The organism is Citrobacter sp. CK202 (assembly GCF_030333225.1).
In the GTDB taxonomy this organism is placed as follows: domain Bacteria; phylum Pseudomonadota; class Gammaproteobacteria; order Enterobacterales; family Enterobacteriaceae; genus Citrobacter_B; species Citrobacter_B koseri.
Genome location: NZ_JAOWGI010000026.1, coordinates 218,696 through 234,828, shown reverse-complemented (window position 1 = coordinate 234,828; position 16,133 = coordinate 218,696). Strand labels below are relative to the sequence as shown.

General features: G+C 51.8%; 15 protein-coding genes. 7 read left to right on the top strand and 8 right to left on the bottom strand.

The features are described from left to right. Together ybtE and fyuA are read left to right on the top strand one after the other, a co-directional pair. A complete protein-coding gene (ybtE, locus tag OGX84_RS14015; protein WP_060816066.1) occupies window positions 1–1,578 on the top strand; it encodes a yersiniabactin biosynthesis salycil-AMP ligase YbtE in 1,578 nt (525 codons plus the stop codon). A 130-nt stretch (window positions 1,579–1,708) separates the two neighbouring features. Next, complete coding sequence (fyuA, locus tag OGX84_RS14010; protein WP_000784549.1) at window positions 1,709–3,730, top strand: siderophore yersiniabactin receptor FyuA; 2,022 nt, start codon at window positions 1,709–1,711, stop codon at window positions 3,728–3,730. Between the two features lie 162 nt (window positions 3,731–3,892). Here fyuA and OGX84_RS14005 read toward each other — a convergent pair whose 3' ends face one another. Continuing rightward, window positions 3,893–4,369, bottom strand: a complete 477-nt coding sequence (locus OGX84_RS14005) for a GNAT family N-acetyltransferase (RefSeq protein ID WP_112002031.1) — start codon at window positions 4,367–4,369, stop codon at window positions 3,893–3,895. Between the two features lie 331 nt (window positions 4,370–4,700). After that, entirely contained in the window at window positions 4,701–5,369 is a 669-nt protein-coding gene (locus tag OGX84_RS14000) for an epoxyqueuosine reductase QueH (protein WP_024130285.1), read from the bottom strand. A 365-nt stretch (window positions 5,370–5,734) separates the two neighbouring features. Here OGX84_RS14000 and OGX84_RS13995 point away from each other — a divergent pair, with 365 nt between their 5' ends. Continuing rightward, window positions 5,735–6,643: a LysR family transcriptional regulator gene (locus OGX84_RS13995; RefSeq protein WP_112002030.1), complete on the top strand. Its 909-nt coding sequence runs from the start codon at window positions 5,735–5,737 to the stop codon at window positions 6,641–6,643. Between the two features lie 133 nt (window positions 6,644–6,776). Then, complete coding sequence (locus tag OGX84_RS13990) at window positions 6,777–7,283, top strand: SRPBCC family protein (protein ID WP_047463353.1); 507 nt, start codon at window positions 6,777–6,779, stop codon at window positions 7,281–7,283. Between the two features lie 488 nt (window positions 7,284–7,771). Here the strand turns inward: OGX84_RS13990 and OGX84_RS13985 are convergent, their stop codons facing one another. After that, a complete protein-coding gene (locus tag OGX84_RS13985) occupies window positions 7,772–8,251 on the bottom strand; it encodes a GNAT family N-acetyltransferase (RefSeq protein WP_112002107.1) in 480 nt (159 codons plus the stop codon). A gap of 234 nt (window positions 8,252–8,485) precedes the next feature. Continuing rightward, window positions 8,486–9,277 carry a PhzF family phenazine biosynthesis protein gene (locus tag OGX84_RS13980; protein ID WP_286458090.1) on the bottom strand — a complete coding sequence of 264 codons (792 nt, stop codon included), beginning with the start codon at window positions 9,275–9,277 and terminating at the stop codon, window positions 8,486–8,488. Window positions 9,278–9,526: 249 nt separating this feature from the next. On the opposite strand from OGX84_RS13980, the gene OGX84_RS13975 reads away from it, so the two are divergent. Both OGX84_RS13975 and OGX84_RS13970 read left to right on the top strand, forming a co-directional pair. Further along, the gene (locus OGX84_RS13975) at window positions 9,527–10,480 is read left to right on the top strand and encodes an NAD-dependent epimerase/dehydratase family protein (RefSeq protein ID WP_112002028.1); all 954 of its coding nucleotides are present in this window, start codon (window positions 9,527–9,529) and stop codon (window positions 10,478–10,480) included. A 56-nt stretch (window positions 10,481–10,536) separates the two neighbouring features. Next, window positions 10,537–11,514: an NAD(P)H-quinone oxidoreductase gene (locus OGX84_RS13970; RefSeq protein ID WP_104868580.1), complete on the top strand. Its 978-nt coding sequence runs from the start codon at window positions 10,537–10,539 to the stop codon at window positions 11,512–11,514. A 40-nt stretch (window positions 11,515–11,554) separates the two neighbouring features. On the opposite strand, the gene OGX84_RS13965 is transcribed toward OGX84_RS13970, so the two are convergent. Then, window positions 11,555–12,634, bottom strand: coding sequence for a saccharopine dehydrogenase family protein (locus OGX84_RS13965; RefSeq protein WP_104868579.1), 1,080 nt, complete (start codon window positions 12,632–12,634; stop codon window positions 11,555–11,557). A gap of 325 nt (window positions 12,635–12,959) precedes the next feature. On the opposite strand from OGX84_RS13965, the gene OGX84_RS13960 reads away from it, so the two are divergent. Continuing rightward, complete coding sequence (locus OGX84_RS13960; protein WP_112002027.1) at window positions 12,960–13,877, top strand: bestrophin family protein; 918 nt, start codon at window positions 12,960–12,962, stop codon at window positions 13,875–13,877. A gap of 12 nt (window positions 13,878–13,889) precedes the next feature. Here OGX84_RS13960 and moaA read toward each other — a convergent pair whose 3' ends face one another. From moaA to cydB, 3 genes are all read right to left on the bottom strand, one after another. After that, complete coding sequence (gene moaA, locus OGX84_RS13955; protein ID WP_112002026.1) at window positions 13,890–14,876, bottom strand: GTP 3',8-cyclase MoaA; 987 nt, start codon at window positions 14,874–14,876, stop codon at window positions 13,890–13,892. Between the two features lie 73 nt (window positions 14,877–14,949). After that, complete coding sequence (locus tag OGX84_RS13950) at window positions 14,950–15,123, bottom strand: DUF2474 domain-containing protein (protein WP_072271878.1); 174 nt, start codon at window positions 15,121–15,123, stop codon at window positions 14,950–14,952. Further along, window positions 15,123–16,133, bottom strand: a complete 1,011-nt coding sequence (cydB, locus tag OGX84_RS13945; RefSeq protein WP_112002025.1) for a cytochrome d ubiquinol oxidase subunit II — start codon at window positions 16,131–16,133, stop codon at window positions 15,123–15,125. The genes OGX84_RS13950 and cydB overlap by 1 nt, the downstream gene beginning before the upstream one ends.

Sequence of the window (16,133 nt, the reverse complement as noted above, 5' to 3'; positions counted from 1 at the left end):
ATGAATTCTTCCTTTGAATCTCTGATTGAACAGTATCCCTTACCCATTGCCGAACAGTTGCGCCACTGGGCGGCCCGTTATGCCTCGCGAATTGCCGTCGTTGATGCAAAGGGATCGTTAACCTACAGCGCGCTTGATGCACGGGTCGACGAACTTGCCGCAGGTCTGTCATCACTGGGTTTGCGTTCGGGGGAGCATGTAATTGTGCAGCTTCCCAACGACAACGCGTTTGTTACCCTGCTGTTCGCCTTGTTAAGACTGGGCGTTATCCCCGTGCTGGCGATGCCCTCCCAACGGGCGCTGGATATCGACGCGCTGATTGAGCTGGCGCAACCCGTCGCTTACGTTATTCACGGGGAAAACCACGCAGAGCTGGCCCGACAGATGGCGCACAAACACGCCTGCTTGCGTCATGTTCTGGTCGCTGGAGAGACCGTGAGCGACGATTTTACGCCGCTCTTCTCCCTTCACGGTGAGCGACAGGCATGGCCGCAGCCTGATGTTTCCGCCACCGCGTTGTTGTTGCTCTCAGGCGGCACAACCGGCACGCCCAAACTCATCCCGCGCCGACATGCCGACTATAGCTATAACTTCAGCGCTTCTGCTGAACTGTGCGGCATCAGCCAACAGAGCGTATATCTCGCCGTCCTCCCGGTGGCGCATAACTTTCCGCTGGCCTGCCCCGGCATTCTGGGAACGCTTGCCTGCGGCGGAAAAGTGGTGCTGACCGACAGCGCCAGCTGTGATGAGGTGATGCCTTTAATCGCGCAGGAAGGAGTGACTCACGTCGCCCTGGTTCCGGCGCTGGCGCAATTATGGGTGCAGGCCAGGGAGTGGGAAGACAGCGACCTTTCGTCGCTGCGCGTCATTCAGGCAGGCGGCGCCCGGCTCGACCCGACGCTTGCTGAGCAGGTTATCGCCACCTTTGACTGTACCCTGCAACAGGTCTTCGGTATGGCGGAAGGTCTGCTCTGTTTTACCCGGCTGGACGATCCGCATACCACCATTCTCCACAGCCAGGGGCGCCCGTTGTCCCCTCTGGATGAAATCCGCATCGTTGATCAAGACGAGAACGACGTCGCGCCGGGCGAAACCGGGCAATTGTTAACGCGCGGCCCTTATACCATTTCGGGCTATTACCGCGCCCCTGCCCACAACGCGCAGGCCTTTACCGCGCAAGGGTTTTACCGCACAGGCGACAATGTCAGGCTGGATGAGGCGGGGAACCTGCACGTTGAGGGGCGCATAAAAGAGCAGATCAACCGCGCCGGAGAAAAAATAGCCGCGGCTGAAGTGGAATCGGCACTGCTGCGTTTAGCGGAAGTGCAAGATTGCGCGGTGGTCGCCGCGCCGGACACGCTGCTTGGCGAGCGGATCTGCGCGTTTATCATCGCGCAGCAGGTGCCAACTGACTATCAGCAGTTGCGTCAACAACTGACCCGTATGGGGCTCAGCGCGTGGAAAATTCCTGACCAAATCGAGTTTCTGGACCACTGGCCACTCACCGCCGTCGGCAAGATAGACAAAAAACGCCTGACGGCTCTCGCCGTCGACCGTTATCGCCATTCTGCCCAATAAGCGCAAACCGACCCGAAACAGGTTGAAATAAACCCGTTTCGGGTAGCACCACTATTAGAAATAGTTATCATTTTCAATTCACCATTGTCGGTATTTTTGGCGTTTCGCCGTCTTACAGGGACTCACAACAATGAAAATGACACGGCTTTATCCCCTGGCCTTGGGGGGATTATTGCTCCCCGCCATTGCTAATGCCCAGACTTCACAGCAAGACGAAAGCACGCTGGTGGTTACCGCCAGTAAACAATCTTCCCGCTCGGCATCAGCCAACAATGTCTCGTCTACCGTTGTCAGCGCGCCAGAGTTAAGCGACGCCGGCGTCACCGCCAGCGACAAACTCCCCAGAGTGTTGCCCGGGCTTAATATTGAAAATAGCGGCAACATGCTTTTTTCGACGATCTCGCTACGCGGCGTCTCTTCGGCGCAGGACTTCTATAACCCCGCCGTCACCCTGTATGTCGATGGCGTCCCTCAGCTTTCCACCAACACCATCCAGGCGCTTACCGATGTGCAAAGCGTGGAGTTGCTGCGAGGCCCACAGGGAACGTTATATGGCAAAAGCGCTCAGGGCGGGATCATCAACATCGTCACCCAGCAGCCGGACAGCACGCCGCGCGGCTATATTGAAGGCGGCGTCAGCAGCCGCGACAGTTACCGAAGTAAATTCAACCTGAGCGGTCCCATTCAGGATGGCCTGCTGTACGGCAGCGTCACCCTGTTACGCCAGGTTGATGACGGCGACATGATTAACCCCGCGACGGGAAGCGATGATTTAGGCGGCACCCGCGCCAGCATAGGGAATGTGAAACTGCGTCTGGCGCCGGACGACCAGCCCTGGGAAATGGGCTTTGCCGCCTCACGCGAATGTACCCGCGCCACCCAGGACGCCTATGTGGGATGGAATGATATTAAGGGCCGTAAGCTGTCGATCAGCGATGGTTCACCAGACCCGTACATGCGGCGCTGCACTGACAGCCAGACCCTGAGTGGGAAATACACCACCGATGACTGGGTTTTCAACCTGATCAGCGCCTGGCAGCAGCAGCATTATTCGCGCACCTTCCCTTCCGGTTCGTTAATCGTCAATATGCCTCAGCGCTGGAATCAGGATGTGCAGGAGCTGCGCGCCGCAACCCTGGGCGATGCGCGTACCGTTGATATGGTGTTTGGGCTGTACCGGCAGAACACCCGCGAGAAGTTAAATTCAGCCTACGACATGCCGACAATGCCTTATTTAAGCAGTACCGGCTATACCACCGCTGAAACGCTGGCCGCATACAGTGACCTGACCTGGCATTTAACCGATCGTTTTGATATCGGCGGCGGCGTGCGCTTCTCGCATGATAAATCCAGTACACAATATCACGGCAGCATGCTCGGCAACCCGTTTGGCGACCAGGGTAAGAGCAATGACGATCAGGTGCTCGGACAGCTATCCGCAGGCTATATGCTGACCGACGACTGGAGAGTGTATACCCGTGTAGCCCAGGGATATAAACCTTCCGGGTACAACATCGTGCCTACTGCGGGTCTTGATGCCAAACCGTTCGTCGCCGAGAAATCCATCAACTATGAACTTGGCACCCGCTACGAAACCGCTGACGTCACGCTGCAAGCCGCGACGTTTTATACCCACACCAAAGACATGCAGCTTTACTCTGGCCCGGTCGGGATGCAGACATTAAGCAATGCGGGTAAAGCCGACGCCACCGGCGTTGAACTTGAAGCGAAATGGCGGTTTGCGCCAGGCTGGTCATGGGATATCAATGGCAACGTGATCCGTTCCGAATTCACCAATGACAGTGAGTTGTATCACGGCAACCGGGTGCCGTTCGTACCACGTTATGGCGCGGGAAGCAGCGTGAACGGCGTGATTGATACGCGCTATGGCGCACTGATGCCCCGACTGGCGGTTAATCTGGTCGGGCCGCATTATTTCGATGGCGACAACCAGTTGCGGCAAGGCACCTATGCCACCCTGGACAGCAGCCTGGGCTGGCAGGCGACTGAACGGATGAACATTTCCGTCTATGTCGATAACCTGTTCGACCGTCGTTACCGTACCTATGGCTACATGAACGGCAGCAGCGCCGTCGCGCAGGTCAATATGGGTCGCACCGTCGGTATCAATACGCGAATTGATTTCTTCTGATCCTTTAAATAAGCAGGGATGCCGTCACGGCATCCCTGATGCGCTTATCCCGCCCAGGGCAGCTCAGACTTGAGCTGCCCGTTTCAAATCTGGCTGTTGGCTGTGAGTGAGGAGCAGACATGGTTTTGAAGATATTACTGGCTTTTATTTAGTGTCAGTGTCTCAGTCCGTAATAGGTTTACTCATATTGATACCCGTAACCCTGAATCCGCTGGTTTCATAGACATGCCGGGCGCGAGCATTATCACCTGCAACACGCAATCTGATCTCTTTAAAACCCTTCGCTTGCAGATACTCTTCAAAAGCACGTAGGGATTGTTTGCCAAGCCCCACCCCCTGACTGGAGTTGAAAATATGAAAATCGTAGATAAAAACAGTGCGCTTAGTCGAGTCTGGTTTGTACCAGAGATAACCTACATGGTTGTTAGTCTTGTCCGACTGAGCAACAATACACATTAATACTTGCCCATGTGTATTAACTCCATCGGGAAGCATTTCCGAAATTTCCTGCTTCGCTCTGGCAAGAGAATCACGAAGGGATGCCCCGTAGTTTGATTCAATCTCATATGCATAATCATTAACAAAATATTCGAGATAAGCAGGATACTCATCTTTTGTCATCATTCGGAAAGAAATCACACCTGTCCCCTCACCCTTATCATGCTGAAAATATGAATATATTAATGAAGATGCAATCCTCTATCGTCAATCGTATTCACTTCTAAATACGCGTTCAGGCCAGGTGATTAACATAAAAAGGGTATTAATGTCCGCTCCTGGCACGCAGCGGACACGTTAACTGGGCTAAAAGTCCGCTGTGAGAGAATAGCAGTCATGGTTTCGAAGATGGTGCTGGCTTTTATTTAGTGTCAGTGTCCTTACGTTACAAGAATGAATGCAATATATGGGATAAACGCCGTGGTTGTGCCAATGCTTACAGAAGCCCACATGCAAATGTGGGCTTCTGGTATTACTGTTCTTCGCCTTCCTTACCGTAGTAAAGTTTACCGAGTTTGATGAGCGGCCTGCCCTGCGATTTACGGTGCATATTGGTATCACGCAGTGAATAGACGCAGCCACAATACTCCTGCTGGTAAAACTGTTCGCGTTTGCTGATCTCAATCATGCGCGATGACCCGCCCTGCTTACGCCAGTTGTAATCCCAGTATGCCATTCCCGGATAATGGGCAGCAGCGCGTTGTCCGCAGTCGTTAATCTGCTGCATATTCTTCCAGCGGGAAATCCCGAGTGAGCTGCTGATCACGCTGAACCCATGTTCCGCGGCATACAGCGCGGTGCGTTCAAAGCGCATATCAAAGCACATGGTACACCGAACACCGCGCTCAGGCTCCCACTCCATCCCTTTCGCACGCTCGAACCAGTTGTCGGTGTCGTAATCCGCATCAACAAAAGGCACGCCGTGTTTTTCGGCAAAACGGATATTCTCCTCCTTACGGATGAGGTACTCCTTTTGCGGATGAATATTAGGGTTATAAAAGAAAATTGTGTAATCAATGCCCGAGGCCTGAATCGCCTCCATGACTTCCCCCGAACAGGGCGCACAGCACGAGTGCAGCAGTAGCTTGTCTGCGCCGTTCGGCAGCGTCAGTTGCGGGCGTTTAAAATCAGCGTTCTTCATAAATGGATGCTTTGGCAATAGTGAAACTTTCAGGAATTTTAGCATTCACATCGGCGATAACGAAATTAAGAAGTCGCTGTTGTCGTTGAACAAAGGTTTGCTGAGAAGCATCTGAAACGGTCGACAAAATCTGACCGCGATTTGAGAGCTGGTCAGAACAATTAAACTTCCGCTCCTGGCACACAGCGGACAGTACAGTTGTCTGTCAGGTCCGCTTTGAGCGAAGAGCGGACTTATCCGTACAAGGCTTACCATCCAGAAATGGAAGTTCCCCCAAAAGGAAAACACTCGCAAACCTTCTAGACAACCTTTTCCCGAGCATTTAGCCTGAATTAAAATTTTAATATCTGTCAGGCTAGTTCATTATGAAAAATGATATCAGAACCCTCGACCTTAACCTTCTTAAGGCCCTTGATGCATTACTGGATGAGGGAAGCGTGACTCGGGCTGCACAGCGCCTCTCCCTGACGCAGCCTGCCGTCAGTGGTATGCTTATTCGCTTGCGTGATTACTTTGACGATCCACTCTTTGTTCGCACCAGCCACGGTATGGTCCCCACAATGCGGGCCAACGAACTTTCTACGCCGGTAAAACAAATCCTCACCGATATCGCTATCCTGCTGAAACCAAAGAAATTTGATCCCGTGACGGTGGAACTGACTTATACCATCGTCGCAACGGACTATGCACTTAAGGCTGTTGTCGTTCCGTTGATGGCTGAGCTAAAACAACGTGCACCGTATATTAAAATCGCCGTGCGGCCCGTGGACAATGAGCGAATGTATCAGCAGTTGTCTCGGGGTGAAGTTGATCTGGCTTTGATAACACCGCAAACAATCCCCGAAGACCTGCATGGAAGAGCGCTCTATGAAGAAGATTATGTCTGCGTAGCACGACGTCATCATCCTCTGGCAGCGAGTTCAGAAATGACGCTCGAACAATTTTGCAAACAGGAACATATTCTGGTGTCTTCAGAAGGTAACTTCACCGGTGTTACAGATGAAGCACTGGCTAAGCTCAGTCTGACACGACGAGTAGGCATGTCAGTTAATAGTTTTCAGGTGATACCTGATATATTGCGAGTGACTGATATGATTGCAGTTGTACCTCACCGCATGGTCCTGACTAACAACGATCTCATCATTCTCCCTTTGCCCCTGAAAGTACCCGGCTTTACCAAGAGCATGGCCTGGCATGAGCGAACCCATCGTGACCCAAGTCATCAGTGGATTCGTGCTTTATGCGCAGAAGTAAGCCAACATCCCGCGTCCTGATATAATTTATCTTATTAAGAATATAAGTAATGACAATTCGCCTTATAACTCCATTGCACCAATAATCACTGCCATCACGTTACTGCCGTAATGACACACGCAGTGCACTCAACTATAGCAATTGGAGAAATTTATGAACGCGATTAACTGGCCAGAAGACTTTGTTCCGGGTTTTACCGATAACTTTGTTTCTAATGAAATGATCATCTCAGGTCTGAACGTCAATGATGTCTGGCCGCTCCTGAGTCAGCCATTGCTATGGCCGGAATACTATAAAAATTCCGCCGATGTGCGCTTTTATGACAACAAAGGTCCAGAATTGGAAAATGGGGTTCGCTTCTACTTCAGCACGTTTGGTTTCCCAGTTGAAGCTCAGGTTGTGGAGTTTGTTCCACCTGCTGAAGGTAAACCTGCTCGTCTGGCATGGCACGGATGGGCCGGTGAAAAAGATACCGCTCAACGACTCGATGTCCATCATGCGTGGCTACTGGAGGATCTTTCCGGTCACAGGGTCCGTATCCTAACGCAGGAAACACAGAACGGAGTCCCGGCAAAAGATCTGGCAAATACCCGCCCGAACCCAATGCTTAATGGTCATCAGGAATGGCTTGACGGCCTGATTCGAGCAGCAAAGAAATAATAAACCGCTTTCCACAGTCATATCACTGAGGCTGCACTTCCCCGTAGCCTCAAGAATATTTGCCCGTTTGCTATTGCACTTGATTACAGGTAAATCATGTAACCCCCGCAAGTGACACCGCGCGGCCATATCTGTAATGTCCCCTCCTGGCACACAGCGGACAAGTGCGAAGGTCTACTATGAGCGAGAAGCGGGCATTGACGATGCCCCTGGTACAACATATATGTCGGTTGACTCAAATGCCATTCTGAAATGAATGTATGTGTAGAACCTCGCTGCAACATTTCCAGAATTGGGCATGTTTTGCCGTTTCATTTTTCAGTAACTAAATTCTTCTCTCAACAATCCAAATACCCAATCATCATGCCAGCAACCATGCCAACTTCCCCTCCAGGCACGCAGCGGCTGGGCTGAGTGGTCGTCACGTCTACAGTGAGCAAGGAGCAGAATTTTTTTGAACTAATATGACACCATTCTCTCTGCATTAGTCATGACAATTTATCTTTCTCACATAAAACTAATGTCATAAAACGGCTATTTGGATCAGACTGATAATCAGCAAACGGCTCGCAGTTAACGAAACCGTGCTTGATATAAAGTTGATGGCAAGCGGAAAACCCTGGCTGTGTTCCGGTTTCTAAACTTAAACGTCGTAGGCCTTTGATATGCGCAACCTGCAAGATATGCTGTAAAAGCTGATTCGCTACGCCACGACGCAAAAAATTTGGCGCGGTACGCATTGATTTCAGCTCACCATGTTCATCATCCAGTATTTTCAGCGCGCCAATTCCTGCGAGTTGTCCCCCTTCCCATGCTGACCAAAATATCACAGCTGGGTCACGCAGTTTTCGAATATCTAAAGCATGGCTGCTTTCTGGTGGGGACTGCTCCAGCATGCCGGAAATATGATAGGCCACTAACGCTTGCACTGCTGGATGGGAGAGATCGTCAGTTTTGATAGTGAGCAAGACTTTTCCAAAAAAAAGTTGATTACATATTTGTAACATACAAGCAAGCGGCAGTATCTTTGTCTAATATCTATTTCTTATGGCACTGACCTGCACTCCGCTGATTAATACGCCGTTGCATTAGCAATATCCCCTCCTGGCACAACGCAGTCAGTCTAAAGCGCCGTCAGGTCTGCCATAATCGTACAGCAGACCTTTTACCGGAAGCCCATTCCGAACCGCATTCTGGACGTTCTAGCGCAACAGTACCTTACCCAGCAGATAAGTTGTTGCCTGTCCGCCGATGTGGACTCGATCCCCCACTCGCTGGCAGCGTAAATCCCCGCCACGTTCGGCGCCCTGGTGCGCCAGCATTTGTGTTTTTTTCAGTTTTTCAGCCCAGTACGGAATTAGCATGCTATGTGCTGAACCTGTAACGGGGTCTTCCGCTACGGCTTCTCCCGGGCAAAAGAAACGGCTGACAAAATCGTATTTCTCTTCGCCGGGCGCGGTTATGCAAACCATTTTTCCCAGAGGGAGCATGGCATTAATGTTCGGGCGTAGCGCTTCTACCTGCCGTTGATTATCCAGCACGACCATGTAATCACGCGCCACGCGCACTTCTTTGTATTCTGTGATGCCCAACGTTTCCAGCAATAAGGAGGGCGGCACGACGGGCTCGGTTTCCCAGGCAGGAAAATCAAGCATCAACCACTCGCCGCTGCGTGCTACTGTCAATGGGCCAACAAACCGGGTATCAAAATGGATAGTCGCGCCCGGGTAATCAAGATGTTCAAAGATGACGTGCGCGGCAGCAAGTGTGGCATGCCCACACAGATTTATTTCCCCCTGAGTGGTAAACCAGCGCAACTCAAAGCCGTTTTCATTTGGGACAAAAAAAGCCGTTTCTGACTGGTTATGCTGTTTAGACATTTTCAATAATGTCTCATCGGGCAACCACTCGATGAGCGGACACACGGCTGCGGCATTGCCGCCAAAAGTAGCCGTGCTAAAGGCATCAACCATGTAAAAATCAATTTGTTGCATAGCGCAAACCTCGAATCGTTCTTTGAGCCCCCACACTCTACCATGCCTCGACAACGCGCAATCTCGTATTTTTCATCGCTTGATGTTCGGCTTCGGCGCCATTCCGTTGCTGGCGGTGTATCCCAATACCAGACGACATTTAAACAACGTCGCAACACCCCATTGACCTTCAAGTGAACTTTAAACTTATACTTTGAAAAAGGCCAATGGGCCGGGACACTCGTCTGAAATTGTCGAAGAGGAAGTGAGATGCAAACGATTCTGGGGGCAAGCGGACAGATTGCCCGGGAACTTGCTCGCGAGTTAACGCATTCTTACAGTGCTGAACTGAGGCTTGTAAGCCGTAATCCACAGAAGGTAAATGACAGCGATAGCCTTATGCCCGCTGATTTACTGGATGCCCGTCAGACACTGGAAGCAGTTAAAGGAAGCCGCATTGTCTATTTTGCGGCGGGTCTGCCGCCGGATGCCGACCTCTGGGAACAGCAGTTTCCGATAATGCTGCAAAACGCGCTGAACGCGTGTCGGACAGTGGGGGCAAGTTTTGTTTATTTTGACAATACTTATATGTACCCACAGGACAGCAGATTGCAGACCGAGGAAACGCCGTTCCTGCCGTCAGGGCGCAAAGGACGGGTTCGGGCCCTGATGGCAAACAGGGTGCTGGAGGAGATGCGCCGGGGCGACATCCCTGTGCTTATCGGGCGCGCGCCCGAGTTTTATGGGCCGGGAAAAACCCAGAGTTTTACCAATGCCTTAATTTTAGACAGACTTAAAGCAGGGAAAAAACCACGCGTGCCATTACGTGACGACACATTACGTACGCTCATATGGACCCCCGATGCCAGTCGGGCTTTAGCGTGTCTTGGCAACACCCCTGATGCCTTCGGTCAGACGTGGCACCTGCCCTGTTGCGATGAACGGCTCACCTATGCGCAGTTCGTTTCTCTGGCCTGTAACGTGTTCGGGAAAGAAACGTCATGGTCTGTCCTGAGCAAATTCGCCTTGTTCGCCGCCGGTATCTTTTCCAAAGGCCCACGGGAACTCCGGGAGCTCCTGCCCCGCTATCAACATGATAACCTGTTTGATTCATCAAAATTTAAGCGGCGATTCCCGGACTTTCAGATAACAACGTACCGTCAGGGACTGGAAACCCTTTACCGTGAATGGAAAGCGTCGCTCACCGTAAAGAAAGACAAATAAACAACCACGCAGGTGGTATCGCTAATCAACCCCTGACATTAAACAGGTAGAATCAGATGAAACTCATTGAGATAACAGAAGCTGGCGGCCCTGAAGTTCTGAAGGTAAGCCAGGGAAAAATGCCGGAATGTGGCGAGAACGATGTCCTGATCTCAGTTAAAGCGGCCGGCGTGAATCGCCCGGATATTATGCAGAGAGAGGGAAAATATCCCATGCCAGAGGGTGTTACGCCGGTTCCCGGGCTGGAAGTCGCGGGTATCGTACACTCAATCGGGAAAAACGTTGCTCACTTTTCAGTTGGCGATCGCGTCTGTGCGCTCACCAATGGCGGGGGATATGCAGAATTTTGCGCCGTTCCGGCAGGTCAGGTATTGCCTGTCCCACAAAATTTAAGTTTTACAGAAGCAGCAGCGCTTCCGGAAACATTCTTTACGGTATGGGCCAATCTTTTTTCGTTGGGAAAAGTGAGAAAAGAGGATGTTGTTTTGATCCACGGTGGCGCAAGCGGCATAGGGACGACCGCGCTGGCGTTGTGTAATGCCATGAATATTAAAGCGTTCAGCACCGTCGGAAGTGACGATAAAATTCCGTTCCTGCAACAATATGGGGAAATCATTAACTACAAAACCCATGATTTTGAAGAAGAAATCCGCAGCAGAACCGACGGAAAAGGCGTTGATGTTATTCTTGATATTGTCGGCGCCGCTTATTTTAACAAGAACCTTCGCCTTCTTAAAAAGGATGGTCGGCTCGTACTGATTGGATTTATGGGGGGCAGGATGGTTAAGGAATTCGATATCCAGGAACTGATTCTTAAAAGAGCGGTGGTAACCGGTTCAACGATGAGGAGCCGGGACGCTGCTGAAAAGGAAGAAATCGCCCAACAGCTCATACAAAAAGTATGGCCTTTAATCGAAGCCGGAAAGTGTAAACCCGTCATTCACCAGACAGTTAAATTTGAGGATGTCCGTCAGGCACATACATTACTGGATGCCGGAACTCATATCGGTAAAGTTATCCTTACCCTTGAATAAGCGCAAAGGGCGGGAGCATCCCCTGTCCCGCCCTGCACAATTATACAATCCTCAGCGGGCCAGCCCCTGGTAACCGGGTTATCAGATTTGCGCCCATTAACGTTGCCGGCGTGTAGGCCCCTCCTGCAATCCGGTTCATCATCAGGTGCTCAACCACCGCTAACGACCCCATAATGGTCAGGGTATAACCATTCGGTGTACGGATACGGGCAGTTTTTTTGTCGCCACGGGCGTTGATGGCCTCTCCCCACACAAAAGAGGGCGTCTGTTCACGTTTCATTTCTCCGGGACCTTTCACCGTTCGGGATATATAAGCCTTGAGGAGCTTCTGCACCCATGCCAGTCGCAGCAATGGTCTGATGTAGTTTGCTCTCCGGGCCTGGGAAATCATGCGCGTCGAACCCGGCACAAAGACCTGAATGTCTGGAATACCTGTCGTGTAATACGCCGTGGACACGTCCCCCCAGGGGATTGTCATCGCGTCCTTCTCGCCATCGCCGAAGTCAATACGGCGAACTTCATAAGCAAGCGGCACGGTAATGATCTTCCCTCCTCGCCGAATTTTTCCGCCCTGCGCCAGCCCCTCGATCGCCGTTTTCGCCGTACCCGGAGAAAAAACAGAGCGTGAATCGAATCCCAGGTTAAGGCGGATCGCATCCGGCAGGGCCTCCTTCAGGGCGGCCGCCACGCAGTCCGTAGGAATAACGTCAAACCCGACGCCGGGGCACAATACAACACCGGCATCCCGGGCACGGGTATTCAGCAGTTGTGCCGCCTCGAACACGTCTATCTCCCCTGTAATATCAAGATAATGAGTTCGGGTTTGCAGGCAGGCCTCCATCAAAGGCGCCGCAGTGGCGGAGAACGGCCCCGCACAATTTAATACCAGAGCACACCCTTCAAGCTGTCTGAGCAGTTCAGCCGGGTTATCAAGGGCGAAGGCGTGAGCCTCAAGCCCGAGATTGCGAGCCAAAGAGTCTACCGTTTCTTGCCTGCGCCCCGCCAGAACTGGCCTGAATCCTCGCCGTACGGCCTCACGGGCAATCATTTCTCCGGTGTAACCGTTCGCGCCATAGATCATCCAGCGCGGAAATTCTGGATGGGAATGTTGCTCATTCATTGCATTAACCCCTTTAATAAATAAATTGCCCGGCTTACGTCACAGCATAACCTTAAAGTTAACTTCAAGGTCAATATACCCGTCATACTTCACGTTGCATGTACATTGGTTGTGCCATAACGGTGACAGTTCAAATCTGAGCCAGGAGGCATAACGTAATGATTAAATTCACCAGCGAATGATAAAGCCAATACCATTACTTTTATTCCGCCTTATTTTTATTCGCCATTGATTGTCAGACGGCAAGATAACGATTAAAATAGTTTCTATCGCATTCACCCTTCGTTGAATCCTTCTCATTACATCTTCAGAGAAATCGTCAGTCATGATTATCAGACCAGAGCAACATTGGTTTTTTCGATTATTTGATTGGCATGGCTCGGTATTGTCAAAAATAACATTTCGGTTATTTTTAAACCTTGTCATGTCAGCTATCGCAATTATCATTTATCAATGGTATGAGCAACTGGGCATCCACTTAACCGTTGCCCCTTTTAGCCTGCTGGGGATCGCAATCGCTATCTTTCTTGGCTTTCGCAACAGCGCCAGCTACAGCCGTTTCGTTGAGGCACGGGGACTGTGGGGAACCTTACTGATTGCCGAGCGTTCCATCATCCGTCAGTTAAAAAATTTGTTGCCGAATGACGTTGAGCTACATAAAAGAATTTCAGGTTATCTGATTGCCCTTTGCTGGAGCCTGAAACATGAATTACGCAAAACCGACGCCGGATATGATATGTACCGAATTCTGCCCCGGCATATTCTTACCCAGGTCATGTTCAGCCCGATGAAAACCAACCGGATATTATTATTGATCGGCGATGAAATGGCGGCACTGCGTGAACAAGGCAAGCTGAGCGATATTACATTTAGCCTCATCGATAATAAAATAGATGAAATCGCCCACGTTATTGGCGGCTGTGAACGAATTGCAAATACCCCGGTGCCGTTTGCTTATACATTAATACTCCAGCGAACCGTTTATCTTTTTTGTACCCTTCTTCCTTTTGCGCTGGTTGGCGACCTGCATTACATGACGCCATTCGTGTCCGTTTTTATTTCCTATACCTTTTTATCCTGGGATTCCCTGGCGGAAGAACTTGAAGATCCCTTTGGCACATCGGCTAACGATTTACCGCTCAACGCGATTTGCAACACCATTGAGCGCAATCTGAAAGAGATGACCGGGCAACAGCCCCTGCCGGAGCCGCATCAGCCCGATCGCTACTTCAATCTGACCTGAGTCCATTGCCCGCTATCCACCAATGTACGACAGGTTTTGCGTAATGCCGGTGTTCCCCTGATGTAAAAAGTGCGTCTGTTTTTTATGCGTCAGCGCATCGGCAATACGCATCTTAAGGGCATCCTGCTGCGTATCGTCTTGCAGCACGTCTCGTAAGTCGACCCCGCCATCACCAAAAAGACATAAATGCAGTTTGCCGATGGAAGAGACGCGCAGCCGGTTGCAACTGGCGCAGAACGTTTTTTCATAGGGCATGATCAGGCCGATTTCGCCTGCAAAGTCCGGGTGGCAAAAGACCTGTGCCGGGCCATCACTGCGCTGGCGAATCTGGCGCACCCAGCCGCGTCGCAGCAGTTCATCACGCAGCACCACGCCCGAAATATGATGGCGTTGAAACAGCTCGCTGCCCTCACCCGTTTCCATCAGTTCGATAAAGCGCAACTGAATGTGGCGAGGCTTAATCCAGGCCAGAAACGTGTCCAGTTGATGATGATTCACATCGCGCATCAGAACTGTATTCACCTTGACCTTTTCAAAACCGGCGGCAAACGCCGCATCAATACCGTTCATCACGTCCTGAAATTTATCCTGCCCGGTGATGGCATAAAACTGGCGAGCGTCCAGACTGTCCACGCTGACGTTGATGGCGGTTAATCCGGCCTCACGCCAGCGTGCGACGTCACGCGCCAGGCGATAGCCATTGGTCGTTATCGCAATCTGGCGAATCGCCGCATTTTCGCGCACCGCCGCGATAATATCGATAAAGTCGCGGCGCAAGGAGGGTTCCCCGCCGGTAAGACGGACTTTTTCCGTACCCAGCGCGGAGAACGCGCGGGTGACGCGGCGAACTTCATCCACCGACAAAAATGACTTGTTGCTCACGCCGCCGGGTTTGTACCCGTCCGGCAGACAGTAGGTACAACGAAAATTGCACACATCGGTAACGGACAGACGTAAATAGGTGAATTTACGCTGCCATGAGTCCATAAGCGGTTGCATAGATAACCTCGGGAGACAACGAACAGGCAGGCCACATCAGCGTGATGTGGCCTGAGACAGGAAGTAAGACGTGTTAGTGGGTTTTCATCCCCGCCGCCAGCATCAGCAGCTTAAACCCGGATGCGACGACGGCCAGCGCCATAACGCTTGCCGCCCAGATGATGACCATCCAGCCCACCCTTTTCCACCAGGCGCGTGGGGCGGTATCCGCAGGTTTAGCGTGCTCTGTGTCTGATAGTGAAGCCATTAATGATACCCCTCATCAGGATTAATTTTTCCGCGAAAGACGTAGTAACTCCAGCAGGTGTACATCAGAATTACCGGGATAATCAGTAGCCCCCCCACCAGCATAAAGCCCTGGCTTTGCGGCGGTGACGCGGCCTGCCAGATAGAGATCGACGGCGGAATGATATTGGGCCAGATGCTGATGCCCAGCCCGCTGAATCCCAGGAAAATCAGTCCAAGGGTCAGCATAAACGGCCCATAGCTCGCTTTGCGGTTATAGGCGGAACGCACAATTCCCCAGCAGCAAACCAGCACTAACAGCGGGACAGGCGCAAACCAGATGGTCTCTGGCAGGCTGAACCAGCGTTGAGCAATCGCCGGATGCGTCAACGGCGTCCACAGGCTGATAATGACGATGATCGCCAGCAGCAGCAGCGTCAGGATAATCGCCTTCTCCGACATGCTTCGGTGCAGCGGGCCTTCCGTTTTCATGATAAGCCAGGTGCAGCCCAGTAACGCATAGGCCACCACCAGCCCCACGCCGCAGAACAGCGGGAAAGGCGCCAGCCAGTCCATCGTCGAGCCGCTGAACGCCCGTCCGGTTACCTGCAAGCCGTTAACCAGCGTTCCCACGGCGACGCCCTGGCTGAAGGTTGCCAGCACAGAACCGCCGATAAAGGCTTTATCCCAAAGCGGGCGGTGTTCCGGCGTCGCTTTAAAGCGAAATTCAAACGCCACGCCCCGGAAAATCAGCCCCAGCAGCATGGCGGTTAACGGCACGCTGAGCGCATCGACAATCACCGCATAAGCCAACGGAAACGCGCCATATAACGCCGCGCCGCCCAGCACCATCCAGGTTTCATTGCCATCCCAGACGGGGGCCACGGTATTCATCATCATGTCGCGCTCTTTCTCGTTCTTATTGAACGGAAAAAGAATGCCGATCCCCAGATCAAAGCCGTCCATCACGATGTACATCAACGTTGCGAAAACAATGATGACGAACCAGATTATTGACAGGTCGATGCCCAT